This is a genomic window from Micromonospora sp. NPDC002575 (assembly GCF_042889525.1).
Classification (GTDB): Bacteria; Actinomycetota; Actinomycetes; order Mycobacteriales; family Micromonosporaceae; genus Micromonospora; species Micromonospora carbonacea.
Genome location: NZ_JBIARA010000018.1, coordinates 38,141 through 61,725 on the forward strand (window position 1 = coordinate 38,141; position 23,585 = coordinate 61,725).

General features: G+C 73.5%; 22 protein-coding genes. 8 read left to right on the forward strand and 14 right to left on the reverse strand.

Annotated features, from left to right (window positions below):
• Positions 1 to 44 precede the first annotated feature (44 nt).
• On the forward strand, positions 45 to 962 hold the full coding sequence (locus ACFYWL_RS23975; protein ID WP_386976516.1) for an SDR family oxidoreductase: 918 nt from the start codon (positions 45 to 47) through the stop codon (positions 960 to 962).
• 164 nt (positions 963 to 1,126) lie between these two features.
• On the opposite strand, the gene rfbH is transcribed toward ACFYWL_RS23975, so the two are convergent.
• Together rfbH and ACFYWL_RS23985 are read right to left on the reverse strand one after the other, a co-directional pair.
• Positions 1,127 to 2,428, reverse strand: coding sequence for a lipopolysaccharide biosynthesis protein RfbH (gene rfbH, locus ACFYWL_RS23980; protein WP_386976519.1), 1,302 nt, complete (start codon positions 2,426 to 2,428; stop codon positions 1,127 to 1,129).
• 202 nt (positions 2,429 to 2,630) lie between these two features.
• Positions 2,631 to 3,953 carry a nucleotide disphospho-sugar-binding domain-containing protein gene (locus ACFYWL_RS23985; protein WP_386976522.1) on the reverse strand — a complete coding sequence of 441 codons (1,323 nt, stop codon included), beginning with the start codon at positions 3,951 to 3,953 and terminating at the stop codon, positions 2,631 to 2,633.
• A 134-nt stretch (positions 3,954 to 4,087) separates the two neighbouring features.
• On the opposite strand from ACFYWL_RS23985, the gene ACFYWL_RS23990 reads away from it, so the two are divergent.
• The 3 genes from ACFYWL_RS23990 to ACFYWL_RS24000 all read left to right on the forward strand — a co-directional run bounded on the left by ACFYWL_RS23990 (position 4,088) and on the right by ACFYWL_RS24000 (position 6,728).
• Complete coding sequence (locus tag ACFYWL_RS23990; RefSeq protein ID WP_386976525.1) at positions 4,088 to 5,275, forward strand: cytochrome P450; 1,188 nt, start codon at positions 4,088 to 4,090, stop codon at positions 5,273 to 5,275.
• Between the two features lie 161 nt (positions 5,276 to 5,436).
• Positions 5,437 to 5,778, forward strand: a complete 342-nt coding sequence (locus ACFYWL_RS23995; RefSeq protein ID WP_386976527.1) for a PadR family transcriptional regulator — start codon at positions 5,437 to 5,439, stop codon at positions 5,776 to 5,778.
• Complete coding sequence (locus ACFYWL_RS24000) at positions 5,775 to 6,728, forward strand: permease prefix domain 1-containing protein (RefSeq protein WP_386976530.1); 954 nt, start codon at positions 5,775 to 5,777, stop codon at positions 6,726 to 6,728. Before ACFYWL_RS23995 ends, ACFYWL_RS24000 begins: the two co-directional genes overlap by 4 nt.
• A 90-nt stretch (positions 6,729 to 6,818) precedes the next feature.
• Here the strand turns inward: ACFYWL_RS24000 and ACFYWL_RS24005 are convergent, their stop codons facing one another.
• The 8 genes from ACFYWL_RS24005 to pgsA all read right to left on the reverse strand — a co-directional run bounded on the left by ACFYWL_RS24005 (position 6,819) and on the right by pgsA (position 13,511).
• On the reverse strand, positions 6,819 to 7,442 hold the full coding sequence (locus ACFYWL_RS24005; RefSeq protein ID WP_386976533.1) for a DUF402 domain-containing protein: 624 nt from the start codon (positions 7,440 to 7,442) through the stop codon (positions 6,819 to 6,821).
• A gap of 3 nt (positions 7,443 to 7,445) precedes the next feature.
• Positions 7,446 to 8,195 carry a YebC/PmpR family DNA-binding transcriptional regulator gene (locus ACFYWL_RS24010; RefSeq protein ID WP_386976536.1) on the reverse strand — a complete coding sequence of 250 codons (750 nt, stop codon included), beginning with the start codon at positions 8,193 to 8,195 and terminating at the stop codon, positions 7,446 to 7,448.
• 239 nt (positions 8,196 to 8,434) lie between these two features.
• Positions 8,435 to 9,040 carry a pyridoxal 5'-phosphate synthase glutaminase subunit PdxT gene (gene pdxT, locus ACFYWL_RS24015; protein ID WP_386976539.1) on the reverse strand — a complete coding sequence of 202 codons (606 nt, stop codon included), beginning with the start codon at positions 9,038 to 9,040 and terminating at the stop codon, positions 8,435 to 8,437.
• A gap of 82 nt (positions 9,041 to 9,122) precedes the next feature.
• Entirely contained in the window at positions 9,123 to 10,040 is a 918-nt protein-coding gene (gene pdxS / locus ACFYWL_RS24020; protein WP_386976542.1) for a pyridoxal 5'-phosphate synthase lyase subunit PdxS, read from the reverse strand.
• A gap of 132 nt (positions 10,041 to 10,172) precedes the next feature.
• Positions 10,173 to 10,664, reverse strand: a complete 492-nt coding sequence (locus ACFYWL_RS24025; protein ID WP_386976545.1) for a hypothetical protein — start codon at positions 10,662 to 10,664, stop codon at positions 10,173 to 10,175.
• A 95-nt stretch (positions 10,665 to 10,759) separates the two neighbouring features.
• Positions 10,760 to 11,920, reverse strand: a complete 1,161-nt coding sequence (locus ACFYWL_RS24030; protein WP_386976548.1) for a glycosyltransferase family 4 protein — start codon at positions 11,918 to 11,920, stop codon at positions 10,760 to 10,762.
• 17 nt (positions 11,921 to 11,937) lie between these two features.
• Positions 11,938 to 12,882 carry a phosphatidylinositol mannoside acyltransferase gene (locus tag ACFYWL_RS24035; protein ID WP_386976551.1) on the reverse strand — a complete coding sequence of 315 codons (945 nt, stop codon included), beginning with the start codon at positions 12,880 to 12,882 and terminating at the stop codon, positions 11,938 to 11,940.
• On the reverse strand, positions 12,879 to 13,511 hold the full coding sequence (gene pgsA / locus ACFYWL_RS24040) for a phosphatidylinositol phosphate synthase (RefSeq protein ID WP_074475966.1): 633 nt from the start codon (positions 13,509 to 13,511) through the stop codon (positions 12,879 to 12,881). The genes ACFYWL_RS24035 and pgsA overlap by 4 nt, the downstream gene beginning before the upstream one ends.
• 251 nt (positions 13,512 to 13,762) lie before the next feature.
• Here pgsA and ACFYWL_RS24045 point away from each other — a divergent pair, with 251 nt between their 5' ends.
• Entirely contained in the window at positions 13,763 to 15,886 is a 2,124-nt protein-coding gene (locus ACFYWL_RS24045) for an elongation factor G-like protein EF-G2 (protein WP_386976553.1), read from the forward strand.
• 9 nt (positions 15,887 to 15,895) lie between these two features.
• On the opposite strand, the gene ACFYWL_RS24050 is transcribed toward ACFYWL_RS24045, so the two are convergent.
• Positions 15,896 to 16,954, reverse strand: coding sequence for an aldo/keto reductase (locus ACFYWL_RS24050; RefSeq protein ID WP_386976554.1), 1,059 nt, complete (start codon positions 16,952 to 16,954; stop codon positions 15,896 to 15,898).
• A 74-nt stretch (positions 16,955 to 17,028) separates the two neighbouring features.
• Entirely contained in the window at positions 17,029 to 17,541 is a 513-nt protein-coding gene (locus ACFYWL_RS24055; RefSeq protein ID WP_282328695.1) for an HIT domain-containing protein, read from the reverse strand.
• 149 nt (positions 17,542 to 17,690) lie between these two features.
• Between ACFYWL_RS24055 and ACFYWL_RS24060 the strand changes: the two genes are divergently transcribed.
• A complete protein-coding gene (locus ACFYWL_RS24060) occupies positions 17,691 to 18,431 on the forward strand; it encodes a D-Ala-D-Ala carboxypeptidase family metallohydrolase (protein WP_386976557.1) in 741 nt (246 codons plus the stop codon).
• Between the two features lie 136 nt (positions 18,432 to 18,567).
• Here ACFYWL_RS24060 and thrS read toward each other — a convergent pair whose 3' ends face one another.
• Positions 18,568 to 20,580 carry a threonine--tRNA ligase gene (gene thrS / locus ACFYWL_RS24065; RefSeq protein ID WP_386976559.1) on the reverse strand — a complete coding sequence of 671 codons (2,013 nt, stop codon included), beginning with the start codon at positions 20,578 to 20,580 and terminating at the stop codon, positions 18,568 to 18,570.
• Positions 20,581 to 20,836: 256 nt separating this feature from the next.
• Here thrS and ACFYWL_RS24070 point away from each other — a divergent pair, with 256 nt between their 5' ends.
• The gene (locus ACFYWL_RS24070; protein ID WP_386976562.1) at positions 20,837 to 21,808 is read left to right on the forward strand and encodes a YcnI family protein; all 972 of its coding nucleotides are present in this window, start codon (positions 20,837 to 20,839) and stop codon (positions 21,806 to 21,808) included.
• An 80-nt stretch (positions 21,809 to 21,888) separates the two neighbouring features.
• On the opposite strand, the gene ACFYWL_RS24075 is transcribed toward ACFYWL_RS24070, so the two are convergent.
• Complete coding sequence (locus tag ACFYWL_RS24075; protein ID WP_386976565.1) at positions 21,889 to 22,806, reverse strand: ADP-ribosylglycohydrolase family protein; 918 nt, start codon at positions 22,804 to 22,806, stop codon at positions 21,889 to 21,891.
• 73 nt (positions 22,807 to 22,879) lie between these two features.
• Between ACFYWL_RS24075 and ACFYWL_RS24080 the strand changes: the two genes are divergently transcribed.
• Complete coding sequence (locus tag ACFYWL_RS24080; protein ID WP_386976568.1) at positions 22,880 to 23,569, forward strand: response regulator transcription factor; 690 nt, start codon at positions 22,880 to 22,882, stop codon at positions 23,567 to 23,569.
• The last annotated feature ends 16 nt before the right edge of the window (positions 23,570 to 23,585 follow it).

Below are 23,585 nucleotides of genomic sequence, written 5' to 3' on the forward strand. Positions count from 1 at the left end.
GCCGCCCGCGTCGCGCGCAGGCCGGTGTGGTGACGGGAGGACCGATGGGTACGAAGAAGGCGTGGCCGCGCGCCGGCACCGGGTTGCGCGGAATGGTCGGCGAGCGCGCCGTGGAACTGGGCACACCGCACGGATGGCGGGCGCTGGACTGCGACGTGACCGACGCCGCCGCCGTGCACCGGGCGGTCGCGCGGACACCGGCCGAGGTCGTCGTCCATTTCGCCGCGTTCACCGATCTCGCCGCCGCCCACGCGCAGAGCGGTGACCGCGACGGATCCTGTTACCGGGTGAACGTCGACGGGACGCGGAATCTCGCGGATGCCTGCCGGGAGAACGGCAAGTACCTCGTCCACGTCTCCACCGACTACGTCTTCAGCGGGGCCGAGGAGACGCCCTACCGGGAGTCGGACGTGCCGGCGCCGCGGGACTGGTACAGCCGGACGAAGTACTGGGCCGAGGGCGAGGTGCGCGAGTCGGGGTGCCAGTTCTCCATCCTCCGGCCCTCGTTTCCCTTCCGGGCCCGCTGCCTGCGTCGGGAGGACATCGTCCGCAAGATCATCAGCGGGCTCACCGCCGGGCGGACCCCGCCGATGTTCTGCGACACGCTGGTGAGCCCGGTCTTCGTCGACGAGTTCGTCGCGGCGGTCGACCGGGTCGCCGAGCTGAGGCCCCCCGAGGGGCTGTTCCACTGCGCGGGCAGCACCAGCCTCTCGCCCTACGACCTCGCGGTGCTGGTGGCCCGCACCTTCGGCCTGGACGGCTCGCAGCTGCGGCCCGGGCGCTACGCCGACTACGAGCGCGCCGCCGGCCGCCCCTACCCCCGCTACCTCAACATCTCCAACGAGCGCGCCGCCCGGGTGCTCGGTATCCGGTTCTCCCCGATCGAGCAGGCTCTCGTGACGATGCGGGATCAGCTTGGCCGGGCCGCCGCGGGGACGGCGGCGACGCCGCCGCGACCCTGACCCTCGGATCCGTCCGCTCCCGCGTCGGCGCGACCCTCGGTCGGCGCGGCGGGCACCGGCGCGCCGACCACGCTGCCGGCGCGACACCGGAGGGCGGCCGGAGGGCGGCGACGAGGATGCCGCCGCCGCTTCCCGCCCGCTCTCCGCTGCCTGGCCCCCCGCTCTCACCGATGCTTTGCCACGAACTCGCGGATCGAGTCGACCACGTACTGGATCATCTCGCCGGTGATGCCGGGATACACGCCGATCCAGAAGGTGTGCTGGGTGATGATGTCGCTGACCGACAGGTCGCCCGCGATCCGGTACTCGACGTCCGCGTACGCGGGGTGACGGGTCAGGTTGCCGCCGAAGAACCGGCGGGTGGCGATGCGCCGCCCCTCCAGGAAGGCGACGAGCTCCTGCCGGGTGTACGGCGCGTCCGGCTGCACCGTCAGCACGAAGCCGAACCAACTCGGGTCCGAGCCCGGCGTCGGTTCCGGCAGCAGCAGGCCGTCCAGCCCGTCGAGCCCGTCCCGCAGCAGACGCCAGTTGCGCCGCCGCGCCTCACCGAACTCGTCGATCCGCTGAAGCTGGGACAGGCCGATCGAGGCGTGCAGGTCCGTGCTCTTCAGGTTGTATCCGACGTGGGAGAAGATGTACTTGTGGTCGTAGCCGCGCGGCAGGGAGCCGAGCTGCTGGTCGAAGCGCTTGAGGCACCTGTCGTCCTCGCCGGGTTCACACCAGCAGTCGCGTCCCCAGTCACGGATCGACTCCACCAGCCGGGCCAGCGCCAGGTCGTTGGTCAGGACGCAGCCGCCCTCGCCGAAGGTGATGTGGTGCGCCGGATAGAAGCTCACCGTGGCGAACTGCCCGAAGGTGCCGGTCAGCCGACCCTGGTACAGCGATCCGACCGCATCGCAGTTGTCCTCGATCAGATACAGGTCGTGCTCCCGGGCCAGCGCGGCGACCTCGGCCACCGCGAAGGGGTTGCCGAGGGCGTGCGCGGTCATGATGGCCCGGGTACGCGGCCCGATCGCCTCGGCGATACGTTCCGGGGTCGGGTTGTAGGTCCCCAGTTCGACGTCGACGAACACCGGCTTCAAGCCGTTCTGCAGGACGGGGTTGACGGTCGTGGGGAATCCGGCGGCAGCGGTGATCACCTCGTCGCCGGGGCGCAACCGCGCGTCTCCCAACTGCGGTGACGTGAGCGCGCTGAGCGCCAGCAGGTTCGCCGACGACCCCGAGTTCGTCAGATGCGCCTTGCGGAGCCCGAAGTAGCGCGAGAACTCCCGCTCGAAACGGCGCGCGCTCGGGCCCGCCGCGATCCGCATTTCCAGCGCCGCCTCGACCAGGGCGACACGATCGCTCTCCTCCAGCACGGCCCCGGAGGTGAGGACCGGGGTCGTCCCCGGCACGAATGCGTCGACGACCTGGTCCCGGTGGTATTTCCGTACCAGCTCAAGAATGGCGTCTTTGTCCTCGCCCATGAATGGGTACCTCCATAGCCGTCCTCCGACGCTGTCGCCGGGAAGTCGAGGGTGTTGATCAGGTCTACCGGGAATCGGAATCGAGTCCTCGCCCGCTGTCGCCGACCGCCCGGTCTGCCAGTACGAAGCTTGGGCGTACGCCCTAACGGCGGGCTAGTCGAGCGCTAAAAGCACCGAACGCACCCCGCCCGGGACGGGGTCCTCACCCGAGCTGCTCCAGAACCTGCACCACGTCCGCCGGAGACGGGGTGGCGGCGATCTCCTCCCGCAGCCGCTCGGCGGCATCCCGGATCTTGCCGTCCGTGAGCGCCGCGTCGACCGCCGACGCGATGGTGGTGGTGTCGGCCGTCGTGGCATCCAGCATGACGCCGGCCCCCGAGGCACTGAAGTTGAACGCCACGCCCGGGGTGTCCGAGGACTGCGGCAGCATCACCTGCGGCACGGCGTAGCACGCCGCGGTGAGCACCGAGCCGGCGCCGCCCGCGTTGACGACCGCGCCACACGTTTCCACGTAGAGGTTGATCGGCACGTTGTCGGCCACGCGCACGTTGTCCGGCAGCGAGCCCAGGCGCTCCCGGTCCGCACGCACCACCGCGAGGACGACCTCGACGTCGAGGCCCGCCAGAGCGCCGACGACCCGGGCCAGGACGGTGTCGTCCGCGCCGAGCCTCGTGGTCGTCGTGCCCCAGGTCACACACACCCGGGGCCGGGAGGGCGGCTCCAGGACCCACGTTGGGGCAGCAGCCGCGCCGTTGTAGGGCACGAAACGGGTGGGGATCCGGCCGACGACGTCGGGCAACTGCAGGCTGCCCGGCCACGGGTCGACCGTCCGCACCGGATGGTCGTCGCGGACCTCGACGCCGTACCGGTCGTACAGCTCGACCAACCCGGCAGGCCATTGCTCCCGTTCCTCGCCGGTGGTCGGCTGCCCCTGCACCGGGCACAGGCGGCGCAGCAGGTCGGGGCCCGTGAGGTGACGCACCAGCGGAACGCCCACGGTCTGCGACAGCAGCGGAGCAGCCAGCATCAGCGGGTCGGTGATCACGAGATCCGGCTCCCAGCGCTGCGCGAAGCGCACGAGGTCCGGCGCCATCACGGTGACCGTCTCGACGAGTGGCCGCAGCGACTCCTGCTGTATCCGGCGGCGCTCGTCGACCGGCACGGAGGGCCCGAGGCTCTCCTTGTAACGCTCGGCCTGCTGTCTCCTGCCCAGCTGCTCCAGCATGTCGTAGCCGTGGCCGACCTCGACCGCGGGCAGCCCCAAGCCGACCGTCGCCTCGGTGAGCTCGGGCTGCGAGGCAACCCGTATCTCGTGACCGGCCGTGCGGCATGCCCAGATCAGCGGGGCGAGTTGATACAGGTGGGAGCGAACCGCCATCGAGGTGAACAGAATTCGCACGGATTGACCTCGCATGGTTGTCGAACGCAGGACAACGTCGTCGTGGGCCAACTCAGTACAGTGACGCTCCCTAAAACCGCGCTGAAAGGGAAACCGGCCGGGCGTCGACGGCACGTCGTGGCGCACCAGCCGGCACGATGACGCCCGTCTATTGATAACGAAAAACGCAAATGATGCGAATGATGTGGACCCCGACATCGAAGGATCAGTAGGCATCTATAGTAGCCTCCTCGCTACGATCCGTTACGGAGGGGGCCGTGATGACCGAAGCACTGGAGGTGCCGCTGTACATGCGGCGCTGCGGGTTGCACCCGGGCAAGGAGCTGGACGAGATCCTCGAGACCGAGCGCGTCGTCCAGGTCACCCTGCCCGGCGGCGCGCCCGCCTATCTTGTCTGCCGCCACGAGGACGCCCGGCAGGTGCTGTCCGATCCGCAGCGGTTCACCAGCGTACTGCCCCGCTCGATCGGAGCGCACCTCGACGACGAGGAGCGCAAGCGGTTACAGGCCGGGACCATGCTGCTGTTCGATCCGCCGGAGCACACCCGCCTGCGGCGCACGATGACCGCACAGTTCACGGCGCGCCGGCTCAAGCGCCTGGAGCCGAGGATCGCCGCCATCGTGGACGGCGCGCTGGACGACCTGGAGCGCGCCGGCAAGCCGGCCGACCTCGTACGACACTTCGCCCTGCCGGTCCCGTTGCTGGTGATCTGCGAGCTGGTGGGAGTCGAGGGGGACGACCACGCCGAGATGACCGACCGGTTCACCCGCCTGATGGACCTGTCGCTGACGCCGCAACAGCACACCGCGGCGCACGCCGACAACCGGCGCTTCCTGGCGGAGCTGGTCACCCGGGCCCGGGCCGCGCCCGGCGAGAACCTGCTGGGAATGCTCGTGCGCGAGCAGGATGCCCAGCTCAGCACGGACGAGGTGGTCGGCATCGTGGCCTCGTTGCTGATCGGTGGCCACGAGACGACCTCGGGCATGCTCGGCCTCGGCACCCTGGCGCTCCTGCAACACCCGGATCAGCTCGCCATCGTGCGTGACGACCCCGCGACGGCCCAGGCGGCGGTGGAGGAGCTGTTGCGCTTCCTGTCGGTCGTGTCGATCACCGGACGCACCACGACCACCGAGGTACGCCTCGCCGGTCACACCATCCCCGCCGGCTCGTCGGTGCTGGTCTCGCTGCCCCGGGCCAACCGGGACCGGGCCTTCGTCCGGGACGCCGACCGGCTCGACGTCACCCGGGCAGCCCCGGGGCATGTGGCCTTCGGCCACGGCGTGCACCGCTGCCTGGGAGCGCCCCTGGCGCGCCTACAGATGCGCCTCGCCTTTCCGGCGCTGCTGCGAAGGTTCCCCGGCCTCGCCCTGGCCGAACCGGACACGGAGCCGGCCTTCCGGCCCTTCGGCGCGGTCTACGGAGTGGACACCCTGCCGGTGACCTGGTGACCGTCGCCTCCGGCTAGTCCGTCCCCGCCGGCACACCCCCGCGGCGACAGGAGGCCGGCCGACGCCGGTCGCCTCGGCGATGCCGGACGGCGGCTCGGGTCGTGGCCGGCGGGGGCAGTGCCGGGTGGCAATATTGTGTGCCACACACTATCGTATGAGTCGTGGTAAGCGACGACATCCTGCGTACCCATCTCCAGGAGCTGCGCCGGGGCACGGTGGTGGTGGCGAGCCTGGTCGCGCTGCGCCGGCCCGACTACGGCTACGCCCTGCTCCAGCGGCTCACCGACCACGGCTTCCCTGTGGACGCCAACACGCTCTACCCCCTGCTGCGCCGGCTGGAGGAGCAGGGCCTGCTGACCAGCGAGTGGAACACCGAGGAGAGCCGGCCCCGGAAGTTCTACCGGACCAGCGACGAGGGGGAAACGGTGCTGCGCCTGCTGCTCGCCGACTTCTCCGCCGTGCAGAGATCCCTCACCGGCCTGATCGAAGGAGTGGCCCGATGAGTTCCCTGACCGACCGCTATCTCGCCGCCACGCTGCGGGCGGTGCCGGCCCCGCGCCGGGCGGAGATCGCCGACGAGCTGCGGGCCTCCATCGCCGACATGATCGACGGACGCACCGACGCCGGCCAGGACCGCGAGACCGCCGAGCGCGAGGTGCTCACCGAGCTGGGCAACCCCGAGCGGCTGGCCGCCCGGTACGCCGACCATCGCCTCCAGCTCATCGGCCCCACCTACTACCTGGCCTGGCGGCGGCTGCTGCGGCTGCTGCTCGCCACCGTGCCGATCGCCATCGGCGCCCTGGTGGCCGTGCTCGCCGCCGTCGACGGCGGCAGCGTGGGCTCGGCGATCGGCGCCGGCGTCACCACCGGCATCGAGGTGGTGGTCCAGGTCGCCTTCTGGGTCACGCTCACCTTCGCGGTCGTCGAGCGGCTGAGCCTGCCGCTCGACCTGCCCCGGTGGACCGTCGACCAACTGCCCGAGGACCGCCCGGCCGGGCGCGGCGCCCCGCTCGCCGACACGGCGGTGTCGATCGCGGCCCTGGTGCTCCTGATCGCGTTCCTGCCCTGGCAACACTTCCGGTCCTGGGTGCGCGACGACGGCGGCGACCACGTCCCGGTGCTCGACCCCGCGCTGTGGCGGTTCTGGCTGCCGGCGCTCATCGCCGTGCTGGTCGCCGAGATCGTCCTGCAGGTGGTCCGGCACCGGGCCGGCCGCTGGACCTGGCCGCTGGTCGCCGCGAAGGTCACCCTCGACCTGGCGTTCGCGGCGCCGGTGGCGTGGCTCGTCCTCACCGACCGGCTGCTCAACCCCGAGTTCGCGCAGCGCGTCGACTGGCTACGCGACGGCGCCAACCTCGACCTCGTCTACACGGTGGCGCTGGTGGCGGTGGTGGCGTCGCTGGTGCGCAACACCGTGGCCATCGCCGCGCAGGCCCGCCGCCGGACGGCCTGACCGCCCGGCAGCGCCCGTCCCGGGCCGGTCCGCCACCCGCGGCCCGGCCCGGGCTCGCCGACGGCCACGACGCCGGGGCGTCGGCCGGGCTCACCAGGGCACGGCCTCCCAGCCGGCCGGCAACGTCGGCACCGGCCAGGCGGGGTCCGGGTGCCAGCGCGCCCAGGCCGGGTCCCACCAGCGCTCCCCCGCGTCGAGCAGCGCGGCGATCCGGTCGCCCTCCGCGCGGATGGCGTCCGCCATCCCCGGGTACCGCCCCTCGGCCAGGCGCTGGGCGAACACCTCCACGTCCTTGAAGACGTACCGGTCGGCGTCCGCCGCCCACCACAGGTCCAGCTCGTGATCGAGGGTGTCCACCCCGATCGGGGTACGCCGCACCGGATCCTGGAGGTTGAAGTACCAGCCGGCGAACTTTCGCCCCGGCCCGGTCCAGAACACGTCGACGGAGTGCGCCTCCCCGGGGCGGTGCAGCATCAGCTTGCCGTGCCCGCGCCAGGCCCGCTGCCCGGCCACCTGCCACGGGTGCCGCCCGCACGGGAAGCTGCCGCGCTCGGGAAAGCCGAACTCCGCACCGCCGGGCAGGTAGAGGGCGAGCAACTCCGCGGAGTCGACGACGCAGACGGTCGGGACCCCGAACCAGACCTCACCGCGCAGGATCTCCCGCCGGACGACCACGTCGCCCGGCGCGAACCGCCGCCCGCCCCCGCCCGCCACGGCTCAGCCGACCGCCGCCATGACCTCGTCCGAGACGTCGAAGTTGGCGTATACGTTCTGCACGTCGTCGCAGTCTTCGAGGACGTCGATCAGCTTGAAGACCTTGCGGGCGCCGTCCTCGTCCAGTTGCACGTTGACGCTGGGGATGAGGGACGACTCGGCCGACTCGTACTCGATGCCGGCGTCCTGCAGGGCGGTGCGGACCGCGATCAGGTCGCCCGGCTCGGAGACCACCTCGTACGCCTCGCCGAGGTCGTTGACCTCCTCCGCGCCGGCGTCGAGGACGGCCAGCATCACGTCGTCCTCGCTGGTGCCCGCCTTGGGGACGATCACCACGCCCTTGCGGGAGAACATGTACGACACCGAGCCGGCGTCGGCGAGCGAGCCGCCGTTACGGGTCAGCGCGGTGCGCACCTCGGTCGCCGCCCGGTTGCGGTTGTCGGTCAGGCACTCGATGAGCATCGCGACGCCGTTCGGGCCGTACCCCTCATACATGATCGTCTGCCAGTCGGCGCCGCCGGCCTCCAGCCCGGAGCCGCGCTTGACCGCCCGGTCGATGTTGTCGTTCGGTACGGAGTTCTTCTTCGCCTTCTGGATGGCGTCGTAGAGCGTCGGGTTGCCGGCCGGGTCGCCGCCGCCGGTGCGGGCCGCGACCTCGACGTTCTTGATCAGCTTGGCGAACATCTTGCCGCGCTTGGCGTCGATCACGGCCTTCTTGTGCTTGGTGGTCGCCCACTTTGAGTGGCCGGACATCTGCTACCTCCGTCTGTTGATCACGCCTGCGTCGACTGCCCGCGCCAACTCCACTTCTCCACCGGCGTACGACGGGCCGGTCGGCTCTGCGTGGATGGCCGCGGCGGGCACGGAGCCCTGCCGAACCGCGGCAATCCTACCGAGGTGGCACGCGGCGGTGTCACACCCGGCACCGGCACGCCCGGCGGCGGACGCGCCGGGGCCCGCCCGGACGTCCGGGCGGGCCCCTCGGGCGCGGCTCAGGCGGCGCGGACCAGGTCCACGAAGTAGCGGTGCAGCCGCAGGTCGCCGGTCAGCTCGGGGTGGAAGGAGGTGGCCAGCAGGTTGCCCTGCCGGACCGCGACGATCCGCCCGGCGGCCGGCCCCTCGGTCACCTCGCCGAGGACGTCGACGCCGGCGCCGACCCGCTCGACCCAGGGGGCCCGGATGAACACCGCGTGGAACGGCTCGCCCTCGACCCCGGCGATCGTCACCGGAGCCTCGAACGAGTCGACCTGCCGGCCGAACGCGTTGCGCCGCACGGTCATCTCGATGCCGGCGAAGCCCCGCTGGTCGGGGCGGCCGTCGAGCACCTCGGCGGCCAGCATGATCATGCCGGCGCAGGAGCCGTAGACCGGCATGCCGGCGGCGATCCGCTTGTCGATGGGCTCGCGCATGTCGAAGATGTCGACGAGCTTGCTGATCGTGGTGGACTCGCCGCCCGGGATGACCAGGCCGTCGACCGCGTCCAGCTCCTGCGGCCGGCGTACGCGGCGGGCGTGCGCGCCCGCGCCGGTCAGGGCCGCCACGTGCTCCCGGACGTCGCCCTGGAGCGCGAGCACACCGATGGCGGGTGCTGCCGTCACGTTCGCTCCTCTCGTCGGCTGGTTGGTTAGGAAGGGGCCCTTCCTATGCAGAATGCGTTAACAGGGGGCCCTTCCTTGCACGTCACCAGCCGCGTTCGGCCAGGCGGTGCGGCTGCGGGATCTCGTCGACGTTGATGCCGACCATCGCCTCGCCGAGGCCCCGGGAGACCTTGGCCAGCACGTCCGGGTCGTCGTGGAAGGTGGTGGCCTTCACGATCGCGGCGGCGCGCTGCGCCGGGTTGCCGGACTTGAAGATGCCGGAGCCGACGAAGACGCCCTCCGCGCCGAGCTGCATCATCATCGCGGCGTCGGCCGGGGTCGCGATGCCGCCGGCGGTGAACAGCACCACCGGGAGCTTGCCGGTCTCGGCGACCTCCCGGACCAGCTCGTACGGGGCCTGGAGCTCCTTGGCCGCGACGAACAGCTCGTCGGCCGGCAGGGCGCCGAGCCGGGCGATCTCCTGGCGGATCCTGCGCATGTGCATGGTGGCGTTGGAGACGTCGCCGGTGCCGGCCTCGCCCTTGGAGCGGATCATGGCCGCGCCCTCGGTGATCCGGCGCAGCGCCTCGCCCAGGTTGGTCGCCCCGCACACGAACGGGACGGTGAACGCCCACTTGTCGATGTGGTTGGCGTAGTCGGCCGGGGTCAGCACCTCGGACTCGTCGACGTAGTCCACGCCGAGGGCCTGCAGGACCTGGGCCTCGACGAAGTGGCCGATGCGGGCCTTGGCCATGACCGGAATCGACACGGCGTTGATGATGCCGTCGATCATGTCGGGGTCGCTCATCCGGGACACCCCGCCCTGGGCGCGGATGTCGGCGGGGACCCGCTCCAGGGCCATCACCGCGACGGCACCGGCGTCCTCAGCGATCTTGGCCTGCTCGGGGGTGACCACATCCATGATCACGCCGCCCTTGAGCATCTCGGCCATGCCGCGCTTGACGCGGGCGGTCCCGACGACGGGGGTGGCGCTGGCGTTCGGGGAGGTGGTTTCGGGCACGGGTCATCGCTCCTCGGCGTGCTCGGGGGGTGACGGCTAGCTGAATGCTACGTCGGGCACAACGCCGCTCCGACAGCCAATCAGACCCACGGTGGCCTGGCCTGTGGCCGTCGTCACCCCGCCCGGCGCGCCTCAGGCGGGCACGTCGGCGGGGAGCTCCAGGGTCGGGTCGTCGATGTCGAAGTAGCGCGGCCAGGGGTGGCGTCGCCCCATCCGCAACAGCCGCACCAGGGGCCGGCCGCGCGCCGACCGGGCGTCGCGCACCAGGTCGGTGTGCACCTGGCGGGCCAGGGCGAGCCGCCGGCTCGCGGCGATCACCGCCTCGCAGTCCGGGTCGGTCGGGTCCAGCCGCACCGCCCGCAGCTGCCGGGTGAGGTCGTTCTCGGCGGCCTCCCGGTCCTGCGGCTCGGCGTCGAGGGCGATCCGGGCCGCCGCGTACAGCTCGACGCCGTAGCGCCGCTCGGCCAGCACGGCCGCCGCCGCGGCGCGGCGCAGCAGGTGCGCGTCGAGGGCCCGGGCGGCGGACTCCGCGCGGACGCGCAGCCGCTCGACCCGGCCGGCGGTCCAGATCAGGTACGCCGCGCCGAGCCCCACGACCAGGCTCGCGCCCACCACCCACCACATGCCCGGCATCGTAGTGCTGCTCCGTTCGCCTCGTCCGGGGTGCGGCCGACGCGGCGCCTGTCACTCCCGTCACGGAGCCACCGCGGTCACACACGTCAGCCGAGCCCCGCCCACTCCTGGTCGATGACCCGCCCGTCGGTCGCCTCGATCGCCGCCGCGTATACCTCCAGGACCCGGCGGGCGACCACGGGCCAGTCGAAGTGCGCCACCACCTGGTCGCCGCAGGCGGTCAGCTCGGCCCGCCGCGCCGGATCGTCGAGCAGCCCCGCGAGGGCCGCCCGCAGGGCCACGGCGTCGCCGGTGGGAAAGAGCTGCCCGGCCCGGCCGCCGTCGAGCACCCGGCGGAACGCGTCGAGGTCGCTGGCCACGACGGTCGTGCCGGCGGCCAGGGCCTCGGTGAGGATCATGCCGAACGACTCGCCGCCGGTGTTCGGGGCCACGTAGAGGTGGACGCTGCGCAGCATCCGCGCCTTGTCGGCCTCGGAGACCAGGCCGAGGAAGGTGACCCGGTCACGCAGCGGGGCGGGAAACCGGTCGAACAGGTCGTCCGGGTCGCCCGGCCCGGCGACCAGCAGCCGCAGCCCGGGCCGGGCGGCGGCCAGCTCGACGAACGCGTCGCGCAGGATCGGGAAGCCCTTGCGGGCCTCGGTGAACCGGCCGAGGAAGCCCAGCGTGCCGCCCTCGCCGGGACCGCACTCCCCGGGCCAGCCGGGCAGCGGCGCCGCGTGGCTGAACTTGGCGACGGTGACGCCGTTGGGGATCTCCACCGCGCCGCCGTCCATGTGCTCGACCTGGACCTTGCGGGCCAGCGCGCTGACCGCGATGCGGGCGGTGATCCGCTCCAGCACGATCTGGAGCACGCCCTGGGCGGCGGCGAGCACCCGGGAACGGGTCATCGCGGTGTGGAAGGTGGCCACCACCGGCCCCTTGGCCGACAGCACGGCCAGCATCGACAGGCTCAGGGTCAGCGGCTCGTGCACGTGCAGCACGTCGAAGTCGCCCCGGGCGATCCAGCGCCGGACGCGGGCGGAGGAGACCGGGCCGAACGCGATACGGGCCACCGACCCGTTGTACGGCAACGGCACGGCCCGGCCCGCCGGCACCACGTACGGCGGCAGCGGGGAGTCCTCGTCGGCGGGGGCGAGGACGCTCACCTCGTGCCCGAGCCCGAGCAGCGCCTCCGCCAGGTCCATCACGTGGTTCTGCACCCCGCCGGGCACGTCGAAGGAGTATGGGCACACGATGCCGATCCGCATTCCCGCGCCCCTTCGCCTCAGGCCGTCCCGGTGGCGGCCGGCGGGCCGGCGGCGGGCCGGGACCCGTCGTCGCCGCGCTGGTCCAGCCACATCCGCTGCAACATGTGCCAGTCTTCCGGATGCCGGGCGATGCCCGCCGACAGACCGTCGGCAATGCGCTGGGTCAGCGCCCGGACCCGTTGGTCGAGCGGCCCGCTGTCGGCGTCGGGCAGGGGCAGCGGGCCGGCGATCGAGGCGCACGCGGCGTCCGGTTCGTACCACATCGAGGCGACGTAGAGCGGCGCGCCGGTGCGGATGGCCAGCAGCGCCGGGCCGGCGGGCATCCGGGTCCGCGCGCCGAAGAAGTCGACCTCGATGCCCCGGGCCGAGAGGTCCCGGTCGGCCAGCAGCGGCACCACCACGCCGCTGCGCAGCCGGTCGACCAGCACGTCGAAGGCCGGGCGGTCCCCGCCGTGGGTGGGCAGGATCTCCATGCCCAGGCCCCGGCGGAAGGCGAGGAAGCGCTGGTAGACGCCCTCGGGCCTGAGCCGCTCGGCGACCGTGGTGATCGGCCAGCCGGTGGCGGCCACCCAGGCGCCGGCGGCGTCCCAGTTGCCGGCGTGCGGCAGCGCCACCACCGCGCCCCGGCCGGCGGCCACGTCGTCGGCGAGCCGGTCGACGCCGTCGGGGGCGAGCCGGAACCCGGTGAGGATCTGCTCGCGGCTCAGCGCCGGCAGCCGGAACGCCTCCATCCAGTAGCGGGCGTAGGAGCGCAGGCCGCGGCGGACCAGGTCGTCCAGCTCCGCCTCGGGCAGCTCGGGGCCGACGACCCGGCGCAGGTTGGCGCGCAGCCGGGCCGTACCCCCGCCGCCGGCGCGGTGGGCGCGGTCGGCGCCCGCCCGGAAGGCCGCGGCCACGACGGGCCGGGGCAGCGCGCGGGCCAGCCGCCAGCCGGCGACGTAGCCCAGCTCGGTGAGGTTCACCCCCGGGACCCGCTCGGCGTGCTCGCCTGGGCCTGCCGGTAGACGTGGGCCATCCGCTGGCCCACGGTGAAGATCGAGACGGCGGCCAGCAGCCAGAGCGCGACCTGGAGGGCGTACGGGACGCCGACGCCGGTGAGCAGGCCGCCGACGCCGACGATGAGCAGCCGCTCGGTGCGCTCGGCGATGCCGACGTTGCAGGTCATCCCGAGTCCTTCGGCGCGGGCCTTGACGTAGGAGACGAGGCCCCCGGCGGCCAGGCAGAGCAGCGCGGCGGCGACGCCTGCGTGGTCGCCCTCGGTGGCCAGCCAGTAGGCGACCGCGCCGAAGACGGCGCTGTCGGCGACGCGGTCCATGCTCGAGTCGAGGAACGCGCCGAACCGCGTCGAGCCGCCGCTCATCCGGGCCATCGTGCCGTCGAGCAGGTCGGTGAGCGCGAAGAACGTCACGACGAGCGCGCCGGCGACGAGGTGGCCCCGGGCGCCGAGGCCGAGCGCGCCGACGAGCACCCCGAGGGTGCCGGTCACGGTGACGGCGTTCGGGGTCACGCCCGCGCGGAGCAGGCGGCGCGCGATCGGCTCGACGACGCGGGTCATCCCCGCGCGGGCCGACACTTGGAAGATCTTCGCCATGGGGGTCCCACGATAACGGCCGGCACCCCGGGACGGTACGCCCCGGTCGCCGACCCGCCCGAGGAAGTCTTGTGCCGGCTCCGCAAGAGGTGTGAGATCGAGCGTGGGGGTGAGTTTGCTCACCCGCCGGACCGTCCCGTGCCCGTCGCGCAGCGGACCACCGGAGGATGTCGCCGCGGCAGCAGCACCAGGCCGCTTTCCCGTCGCGCGCGGCGGTCGCCACCCACCACCGGCCAAGGGAGGTGCGCCCCATGGCGCAGAAGAGTCAGGACAAGGGGCCCGCCGGCGGCGCGCCGACGGTCACCGAACCCGCCGGGGTACGCAACGTGGTGCTCGTCGGGCACTCCGGGGCGGGCAAGACGACCCTGGTCGAGGCGCTGCTCGCCGCCGCCGGCACGATCGGCCGGGCCGGCTCGGTCGCCGAGGGCACCACGGTCTGCGACCACGACCCGGCGGCCGTGCGCCAGCAGCGTTCGGTGAGCCTGGCCTGCGCCCCGCTGGCGCACCAGGGCGTCAAGATCAACTTGCTGGACACCCCCGGCTACGCCGACTTCGTCGGGGAGCTGCGCGCCGGCCTGCGGGCCGCCGACGCCGCCCTGTTCGTGGTCTCCGCCGTCGACGGCATGGACGCCACCACCGCCGCGCTGTGGGAGGAGTGCGCCGCCGTCGGCATGCCCCGGGCGGTCGCGGTGACCCGGCTGGACCACCCGCGCGCCGACTTCGACGAGGCCGTGGCGCTGTGCCAGCGGGTCTTCGGCGACAACGTGCTCCCGCTGCACCTGACGATGCTCGGCGACGACGGCGAGTCGGTCGCGGGGCTGCTCGACCTCGTCACCCGGCGGGTCTTCGACTACACCGCCGGCCTGCCGGCGCAGGTGCGCGAGCCGGACCCGGAGCACCTGCCGGCGATCGCCGAGTCCCGCAACGAGCTGATCGAGGGGATCATCGCCGAGAGCGAGGACGAGTCCCTCATGGACCGCTACCTCGCCGGCGAGGAGATCGACACCGCCGTGCTGGTCGCCGACCTGGAGAAGGCCGTCGCCCGGGGGCACTTCCACCCGGTGCTGCCGGTCTGCGCGGCCACCGGGGTCGGCCTGGACGTGCTGCTCGACGGCCTGGTGTCGGCGTTCCCCTCGCCGCTGGAACACGAGCTGCCCGCCGTCACCGGGGTCGACGGCTCGCCCCGGCCGCCGCTGGCCTGCGACCCGGCCGGCCCGCTCGTCGCGGAGGTGGTCCGCACGACCGTGGACCGGCACGTCGGGCGGGTGTCGCTGGTCCGGGTCTTCTCCGGCACCCTGCGCCCCGAGCTGACCGTGCACGTCGCCGGGCACGGCATGGCCGAGCGGGGGCACCCCGACCACGACGCCGACGAGCGGGTGGGGCACGTCTACACCCCGCTGGGCGCGAGCCTGCGCGAGGTGGGCGCGTGCCTGGCCGGCGACATCTGCGCGATCACCAAATCGGGCAGCGCGGAGACCGGCGACACCATCTCCGCCAAGGACGACCCGCTGCTGGTCGCCCCGTGGGAGATGCCCGAGCCGCTGCTGCCGGTGGCCGTCGTCGCGCGCAGCCGCGCCGACGAGGACGCGCTGGCCCGCAACCTGGCCCGGCTCGTCGCCGGCGACCCGACCCTGCGGTTGGAACGCAACCCGGAGACCCACCAGCTCGTGCTGTGGTGCATGGGCGAGGCGCACGCCGACGTGGTGCTCGACCGGCTGCGCGGCGGCGGCGTCGAGCTGGACACCGAGCCGGTGCGGGTGCCGCTGCGGGAGACCCTCGCCGCGCCCGCGAAGGGGCACGGCCGGCACGTCAAGCAGTCCGGCGGCCACGGCCAGTACGCCGTCTGCGACATCGAGGTGGAGCCGCTGCCCCGGGGCGCGGGCTTCGAGTTCGTCGACCGGGTCGTCGGCGGCGCGGTGCCGCACCAGTACGTCCCGTCGGTGGAGAAGGGCGTCCGGGCGCAGCTGGAGCGGGGCCTGGTCGCCGGGCACCCGGTGGTGGACCTGCGGGTGACCCTGGTCGACGGCAAGGCGCACAGCGTCGACTCCTCCGACGCGGCGTTCCAGACCGCCGGGGCGCTCGCGCTACGCGACGCGGCCGAGAAGGGCCAGCCCGTCCTGCTGGAGCCGGTCGACGAGGTGGTCGTCCGGGTGCCGGGGCACACCGTCGGCGCGGTGCTGGGCGACCTGGCCGGCCGGCGCGGCCGGGTGCTCGGCACCGAGCCCGACCCGGACGCCGAGGGGCACACGCTGGTGCGCGCCGAGGTGCCGGCCGTGGAGCTGCTGCGCTACGCCGTCGAGCTGCGCTCGCTCACCTCCGGCACGGGCGTCTTCCGCCGCCAGTTCGCCCGCTACGACCCCGCCCCCACGCACTGACCCCCGCGCTCAGGGGCGGGTGGGCGGGGTGGGCGGCATGGGCCAGTAGGGGCGGTCGGCGGAGCGCAGGGCCGCCGACCGCAGCGCCGCCAGTTGGCGTTCCACCTCGGCGAAGTGGTCCGGGGCCAGCGGGCCGAGGGCCATGGCGGCGGCGTTCTCCTCCACCTGGGCGACCGTGCGGCAGCCGGGGATCGGGATCGCGCGGTCGCTGCGGGCCCAGAGCCAGCCCAGCGCCCCCTGGGCGGGGGTACGGCCGTCGGCGGTCAGCGCCGCCCGGACCGCGCCGACCCGGCGCAGCCACTCCGGGGCGGGCCGGCCGCTGCGAAACCACTCCAGCCAGGTCGCCGTCGCCCCCCGCACGTCGTCGCGGGGCAGGGTGGAGCCGGCGGCGTACTTGCCGGTGAGCAGGCCCATGCCCAGCGGGCCGCGGTTGACGCTGGCCAGGTCGTACTTGTCGCAGACGGCGAGCATGTCGGGGGTGTCGCGCAGCACGGACAGCTCGTGCTGCACGGCGGTGCCGAGGCGGGCGCCCTGGCCGAGGGCGTCGGCCCGGTCGACCCGGTCGGTGCTCCACCCGTACGCCCGGATCAGCCCCTCGGCGACGAGGTCGTCGCAGGCCGCGAACAGCTCCTGCGCGCGCGGCACCGGCAGGTCGCCCAGGTGCAGCTGGTAGAGGTCGATGTGGTCGGTGCCGAGCCGACGCAGCGAGTCGGCCACGGCCCGGCGCAGGTGGGCCGGCGAGGCGTCCTGCCCGGTGGCCTGGCGGGTCGCGGGGTCGAACGTGTAGCCCCACTTGGTGGCGATCACGGCCTCGTCGCGGCGGCCGGCGAGGGCCCGGCCGAGGACCCGCTCGCCGTGCCCCGCGCCGTACGTGTCGGCGGTGTCGAAGAGGGTCACGCCGACCTCGAGCGCCCGGCGGACCGCCCGGATCGACTCGGCGTCGTCGACCGCGCCCCAGCCCAGCGGCTGGTCGCCCTCGGCCCAGGGGCCGCCGATGGCCCAGCAGCCCATGCCGAGGGCGCTGACCTCGATGCCGCTGCGGCCCAATCTCCGTGTCGTCACTGCCACCGCCAGATCGTGCCACTCGGAGGGCCGGCGCGGGCGGTCGTTTCACCGCAACGAGACGACCCGGCCACGGACGGTCAGCTCGGCCAGGCGTGGCGGAACAGGTCGCGGGTGTCGGTGAGCAGTTGCGGCAGCACCTTCGTCCGCCCGATCACCGGCATGAAGTTGGCGTCGCCGCCCCACCGGGGCACCACGTGCTGGTGCAGGTGCTCGGCGATGCCGGCCCCGGCGACGCCGCCCTGGTTCATCCCCAGGTTGAACCCGTGGGCGTTGCTGACCCGCCGCACCACCCGCATGGCGGTCTGGGTGAACGCCGCCAGCTCGGCGGTCTCGGCGAGATCGAGGTCGGTGTAGTCGGGCACGTGCCGGTAGGGGCAGACCAACAGGTGCCCGGGGTTGTAGGGGTAGAGGTTGAGCACCGCGAAGACCCGCTCGCCCCGGGCCACCACCAGGCTCTCCTCGGCCGGCAGGCCGGGGGCCAGGCAGAACGGGCAGCCCCCGGGCTTGTCGTAGCCGCCCTCGGGGCGGTCCTCGCCGGAGACGTACGTCATCCGGTGCGGAGTCCAGAGCCGTTCCAGCCCGTCGGTCATGCCGTTGCCCGTGTGCCGTTCCGCCCCTGTCACGCCGTCGATCCTACGTTCCCGGCGGCGGATAGGGGGTGAAGAATCTTGACGAAGAGACACTGGTCAATGAAACTTCCGGTCAGGAAAAATCTCGACAATCGTCGATGGGAGATCACGTGAAGACCACGCTCCGACGGCTCGGCAGGGCCCTGGCCACCTGCGCCCTCGCCGCCGCCACCACCCTGGTGGGGCTGACCGTGACGACCGGCGTCGCGCACGCCGACGGGTGCTACACGTGGGGCCGGTCGCTGGCCTCCGGCGCCACCGGAGAGGACGTCCGGCAGCTCCAGATCCGGCTCGCCGGCTACCCCGGCTACGGCGCGGTCCTCGGCCTCGACGGCTCGTTCGGCCCGGCGACCCGCTCGGCGCTGATCCGCTTCCAGCAGGCGTACGGCCTCTCCGCCGACGGCGTCGCCGGCCCACAGACCTTCAACAAGCTGTACGCGCTCCAGGACGACGACTGCACGCCGGCCAACTTCAGCTACGCCGAGCTGAACAACTGCAACGGCGACTGGTCCGGCGGGGCGGTTTCGGCGAGCACCGCGCGGTTCAACGCCCTCGTGTCGATGTGGAAGCTCCAGGCCCTGCGGCACGCCCTCGGCGACCAGTCGATCCGGGTCACCAGCGGCTTCCGCAGCTACGCCTGCAACAGCGCGGTCGGCGGCGCGTCCAACAGCAGGCACCTCTACGGCGACGGCGTCGACCTGGGCTCGGGCCCGCACTCGCTGTGCCGGCTGGCCCAGCAGGCCCGCAACCACGGCTTCGCGCAGATCCTCGGCCCCGGCTACCCGGACCACAACGACCACGTCCACGTCGGAGCGGCGGGCGGCTGGTCGGCCCCGAGCTGCGGCATCTGACGTTCACCGGGTCCGACGGTCACCGGGCCTGACGGTCACCGGGTCCGACGGTCACCGGGCAGGAAGGGTTCCCCTCTCACGGCAGCCGTGAGAGGGGAACCCTTCTCTACCGAATGCGTTAATAGGGGGCCCTTCCTTACCCCTGGGCCGACGGGCCGGCGTTGGTGCGGGAGTTGACCACGTCGAGCACGTGGGCCACCGCCTCGTCGACCGGCACGCCGTTGCGCTGCGAGCCGTCGCGGTAGCGGAACGACACCGTGCCCGCGGCCACGTCGTCGTCCCCGGCGATCACCATGAACGGGATCTTCTGCTGCTGGGCGTTGCGGATCTTCTTCTGCATCCGGTCGTCTCCCGCGTCGACCTCGGCGCGGACGCCCTGCCGGCGCAGGGTGGCGACGAAGTCGTGCAGGTAGTCGGTGTGGTCCTCGCGGATCGGGATCCCCACCACCTGCACCGGGGCCAGCCAGGCCGGAAACGCCCCCGCGTAGTGCTCGGTGAGCACACCGATGAAACGCTCGATCGACCCGAACTTGGCGCAGTGGATCATGACCGGCTGCTGCCGGGTGCCGTCGCCCGCCTGGTACTCCAGCCCGAAGCCCTTCGGCTGGTTGAAGTCGTACTGGATGGTCGACAGTTGCCAGGTGCGGCCGATGGCGTCCTTGGCCTGCACGGAGATCTTCGGGCCGTAGAAGGCCGCGCCGCCCGGATCCGGCACCAGGTTCAGCCCGGTCTCCCGGGCGCACTGTTCCAGCACCGCGGTCGCCGTCGCCCAGTCCTCGTCGGACCCCACGAACTTGTCGAGCCTTGCCTCGTCGCGGGTCGACAGCTCCAGGTAGAAGTCGTCGATTCCGAAGTCCCTCAGCAGGCTCAGCACGAAGTTGAGCAGGTGCTTGATCTCGCCCGGTGCCTGCTCCCGCGTGCAGTACGAGTGCGAGTCGTCCTGGGTCAGGCCACGCACCCGGGTCAGCCCGTGGACCACGCCCGACTTCTCGTAGCGGTAGACGGACCCGAACTCGAACAGCCGCATCGGCAGCTCGCGGTAGGACCGCCCGCGCGACCGGTAGATCAGGTTGTGCATCGGGCAGTTCATCGCCTTGAGGTAGTAGTCCGCGCCCTCGAGCTCCATGGGCGGGTACATGCCGTCGGCGTAGTAGGGCAGGTGGCCCGAGGTGTGGAAGAGACCTTCCTTCGAGATGTGCGGGGTCCCGACGTACTGGAAGCCCTCCTCGATGTGCCGGGCGCGGACGTAGTCCTCCATCACCCGCTTGATCACGCCACCCTTCGGGTGGAAGACCACCAGGCCGGAGCCGATCTCGTCCGGGAAGCTGAACAGGTCCAGGTCCGCGCCGAGCTTGCGGTGGTCGCGCCGGGCGGCCTCCTCCAACAGCTTCAGGTACGCCTTCAACTCGTCGCGGGTCGGCCAGGCGGTGCCGTACACCCGCTGGAGCTGGGGGTTCTTCTCCGAGCCCCGCCAGTAGGCGGCGGCCGAGCGCATCAGCTTGAACGCGCCGATCAGCCGGGTGCTCGGCAGGTGCGGGCCCCGGCACAGGTCCGACCAGCAGACCTTGTCCTCCTTGGCCGCGAGGTTGTCGTAGATGGTCAGCTCGCCGCCGCCGACCTCCATCACCTCGGAGGAGTCCAGCCCCTCGCCCTTGACGTCGATCAGCTCCAGCTTGAACGGCTCGGCGGCCAGCTCGGCCTTCGCCTCGTCCAGGCTGGCGAACCGCCGCCGCCGGAAGCGCTGCCCGGACTTGACGATCTCCTGCATCCGCTTCTCGAGCTTCGCCAGGTCGTCGGGCTGGAACGGCTTGTCGACGGCGAAGTCGTAGTAGAAGCCGTTCTCGATCGGCGGGCCGATGCCGAGCTTCGCGTCGGGGAAGACGTCCTGCACCGCCTGGGCGAGCACGTGCGCGGTCGAGTGGCGCAGCACGTTGAGCCCGTCGGGGGTGTCGAGGGCGACCGGCTCGACGACGGTCTCCTCGGCGGGCGCCCAGTCCAGGTCGCGCAGGTTGCCCTGCGGGTCGCGGACCACGACGACCGCCTTCGGGCCGCTGGACGGCAGCCCGGCCGCGGCCACCGCGTCGGCCGCCGTCGTCCCGGCGGCGACGACGACGGGGTCGGCCACGACGGGGGTACGGGGTGCGGACACGGTGACTCCTCCAGAGGACGACGGCTGCGGCCGGCTGGCCGCCCCCGCTGATGCTAGCGGGCAAGGAAGGGCCCCTTCTTATCGCATTCGGTAGCGGAAGGGCCCCCTATTAACGCCGAGGGCCGGGCAACGCGGGCCGCGGGCGGGCGACGAGCGGGCGCCGCATTGAACCTTTCGGCCGCGCCAGCCGAACTACCGGGTGGGGCCGGCGCCGAAAGCGGCCGGAGGACGACGAAGGGGTGGGGCGAGGGTGGCGATGATCCGCAGGGACAGGCGCGGGCTCCGGGTGTCGGCGTCGGCCGTCCTGGCCGTCGTCGCGGCGACGCTGGGCTGGGCCGGCCCGGCGCTGGCGGCGGACGTGACGAGCACCCCCGAGCAGGCCCGCCAGGGCGACCCGGTACGGCTGGAGATCGTCGTGCCCGAGGAGCGCCCGGGCACCCGGACCGAGCGGATCGAGCTGCGGCTGCCGGCGGCGGCGCCCGTCGGCGAGGCGTACCCGATGTCGGTGCCCGGTTGGGCGCCCCGGATCACCACGCGGAAGCTCGCCGAGCCGATCCCCGGCATCCACGGCACGACGATGGACACGGTCACCGCCTCGGTGGTCTGGGTCCGCGCCGAGGGCGCGCCCGCCGGCCCCGCCCGGCTCGCCGTCTCGATGGGCCCGCTGCCGCAGGCCGAGAGGATGGTGTTCGAGGTGGTGCAGACGTACGCCGACGGCACGGTCGTGCGCTGGGCGGACCCGGCCGGCGGTGCGCGTCCCGCACCGGTGTTGACCCTGCTGCCGGCGGCGGGCGGACATGGCGGGGAGGCCGCCACCGGCGCGCATGGCGGGGGCCCGTCCGACACGACGGCGGCCGGCGAGGCTCCCACGCCGGCCGTCGCCCTGTCGGACGGCGACGCGCCCGGCGACCGCGGCATGACCGATGCCCTGCTGGCGGCGGGGCTGGTCGCGGGGCTCGGCGGGGGCGCCGCCCTCGGTTGGCTGGCGACCCGGTGGCGGCGACGGACCGACCCGGCGGGGGCGACCGCGCCCGAGGGCGACGAGCTGCGCCGAATCCTCGACGGCGACCTCCCGCCGCCGGACACGGGCGAGCCGGCCCGGACCACGGGCGGGACGACCGACCCCAGCGACCCGGCCCGGACCACGGACGGGACGACCGCCCCCGGCGAGCCGGCCGGGACCGCCGGGGTGGCGGTCGGGGCGGAGCCGCAGCCGGCGGGGCGGTAGACCGGCGGCCGGACCCCGCCGGGCAGGCGACCCGGCCGGCGGCCCGTCACCCGGCCGGGTCGGTCAGGGGGCCGGGTCGGTCAGGTGACCCAGTCGGGCAGGGGCTCGCGGGCGGCCAGCCAGTCGGCGGGCACCCCGCCCGGCGTGCCGACGCCGGTGTGGGCGGCCACGACCGCCCCGACGATGGCGGCCGTGGTGTCGACGTCCCCGCCCGCCTCGACGCAGGCCCGGATCGCGGCCGGGTAGTCGTCGAGGTGCGTCGCCGCCGCCCAGAGCGCGAACGGCACCGTGTCCTGCGCGGTCACCCGGGCGCCGTTGCCGAGCGCGTCCACGGCGACCGCGAGGGAGCGGCCCAGCAGGCCGGCCGCGCGGCGTACCCCCTGGTGCACCTCGCCGGGGTCGAGGGCCGCGGCCACCGCGGCGAGCAACCGCGACGGCGGCGGTCGGTCCCCGTCGAGGCGGGCCCGGGTGGCCAGGGCGGCGGCCACCGCGACCGCGACGGCCCCGGCGATGCCCTCCGGATGGGCGTGGGTGACCTCGGCGGAGGCCCGGGCCTGGGCCGCCGCCTGCCGGGTCGAGTCGGCGAACCACGCCCCGAGCGGGCCGACCCGCATCGCCGCGCCGTTGCCGCACGAGCCCTGCCCGTCGAACGCGGAGGCCGCGGCGACGGGCCACGGCGTGCCGGTGCGGATCAGGCGCAGGATGGTCACCGCGCCGGGCCCGTAGCCGCGGTACGGCTCGCAGCGGTGCGCGAAGGCCAGCGCCAGCCGGTCCCGGTCGATCTCCCCGGCCTCGGCCAGCTCGGCCACCACCGAGCAGGCCATCTCGGTGTCGTCGGTCCACTGCCAGGGCGGCGGCGGGAACCGGCCGGCGGCGAGGTCGGCGGGCCGCCGGCCCGGCACGAAGAACTGCGAGCCGAGGGCGTCGCCGACGGAGAGGCCGTGCAGGCTGTCCCGGGCGAGCGCCGCACGGGTGTCCGCGAAGAGCGTGAATGCCATGGCCGTACCAGCTTGCCCCCTCGCCGGGTGCGCCGCAACGCGCCCCGCTTGCCATCGCGAGTACGGTGCTGACGTGGCCACGGTGCTCCTGGTCGAAGACGACCACGTCGTACGCGGCGCGATGCTGCGGTCCCTCGCCGACCGTGGGCACGCCGTGCACGCCGTGGGCACCGCGCTGGACGCGCTGCGCCGGGTCGCGGCCGAGACCCCCGACCTGGTGGTGCTGGACCTGGGCCTGCCCGATCTCGACGGCTCGGACGCCCTGCGGATGCTGCGCGGGATCACCGACGTGCCGATCATCATCGCCACCGCCCGCGACGACGAGCAGTCGGTGGTGCGGCTGCTGCGGGCGGGGGCCGACGACTACATGGTCAAGCCGTTCACCGGCGCGCACCTGGACGCCCGCATCACCACCGTGCTGCGCCGCGCGGGCCGGGCCAGCCGGATCGTGCAGCCGGCCGTGCACACCGTCGGTGGCCTGCGGGTGGACGTCGGGGAGCGCAGCGCCCTGCTCGACGGGGTGCCCCTCGCGCTGACCCGCAAGGAATTCGACCTGTTGGCGTATCTCGCCGCCCGACCCGGGCGGGTAGTGTCCCGCCGGGAACTCTTGGAGGAGGTATGGCGGCAGCCGTCGGTCGGCGAGGACCAGACCATCGACGTTCATCTCTACTGGCTACGTCGCAAAATGGGCGAGTCCGCGGCGAAGCCGCGCTACCTGCGCACCGTGCGGGGGGTGGGCTTCCGGTTGGTGGCCCCGGACTGAGGGCCGCGCTGGCCTG

Coding starts and splice junctions, on each gene's coding strand:
- ACFYWL_RS23975 (WP_386976516.1), top strand. CDS start 45: ATGGGTACGAAGAAGGCGTGGCCGCGCGCCGGCACCGGGTTGCGCGGA.
- rfbH (WP_386976519.1), bottom strand. CDS start 2,428: ATGGGCGAGGACAAAGACGCCATTCTTGAGCTGGTACGGAAATACCAC.
- ACFYWL_RS23990 (WP_386976525.1), top strand. CDS start 4,088: ATGACCGAAGCACTGGAGGTGCCGCTGTACATGCGGCGCTGCGGGTTG.
- ACFYWL_RS24000 (WP_386976530.1), top strand. CDS start 5,775: ATGAGTTCCCTGACCGACCGCTATCTCGCCGCCACGCTGCGGGCGGTG.
- ACFYWL_RS24010 (WP_386976536.1), bottom strand. CDS start 8,195: ATGTCCGGCCACTCAAAGTGGGCGACCACCAAGCACAAGAAGGCCGTG.
- ACFYWL_RS24025 (WP_386976545.1), bottom strand. CDS start 10,664: ATGTGGTGGGTGGTGGGCGCGAGCCTGGTCGTGGGGCTCGGCGCGGCG.
- ACFYWL_RS24030 (WP_386976548.1), bottom strand. CDS start 11,920: ATGCGGATCGGCATCGTGTGCCCATACTCCTTCGACGTGCCCGGCGGG.
- pgsA (WP_074475966.1), bottom strand. CDS start 13,511: ATGGCGAAGATCTTCCAAGTGTCGGCCCGCGCGGGGATGACCCGCGTC.
- ACFYWL_RS24045 (WP_386976553.1), top strand. CDS start 13,763: ATGGCGCAGAAGAGTCAGGACAAGGGGCCCGCCGGCGGCGCGCCGACG.
- ACFYWL_RS24055 (WP_282328695.1), bottom strand. CDS start 17,541: ATGACCGACGGGCTGGAACGGCTCTGGACTCCGCACCGGATGACGTAC.
- ACFYWL_RS24070 (WP_386976562.1), top strand. CDS start 20,837: ATGATCCGCAGGGACAGGCGCGGGCTCCGGGTGTCGGCGTCGGCCGTC.
- ACFYWL_RS24075 (WP_386976565.1), bottom strand. CDS start 22,806: ATGGCATTCACGCTCTTCGCGGACACCCGTGCGGCGCTCGCCCGGGAC.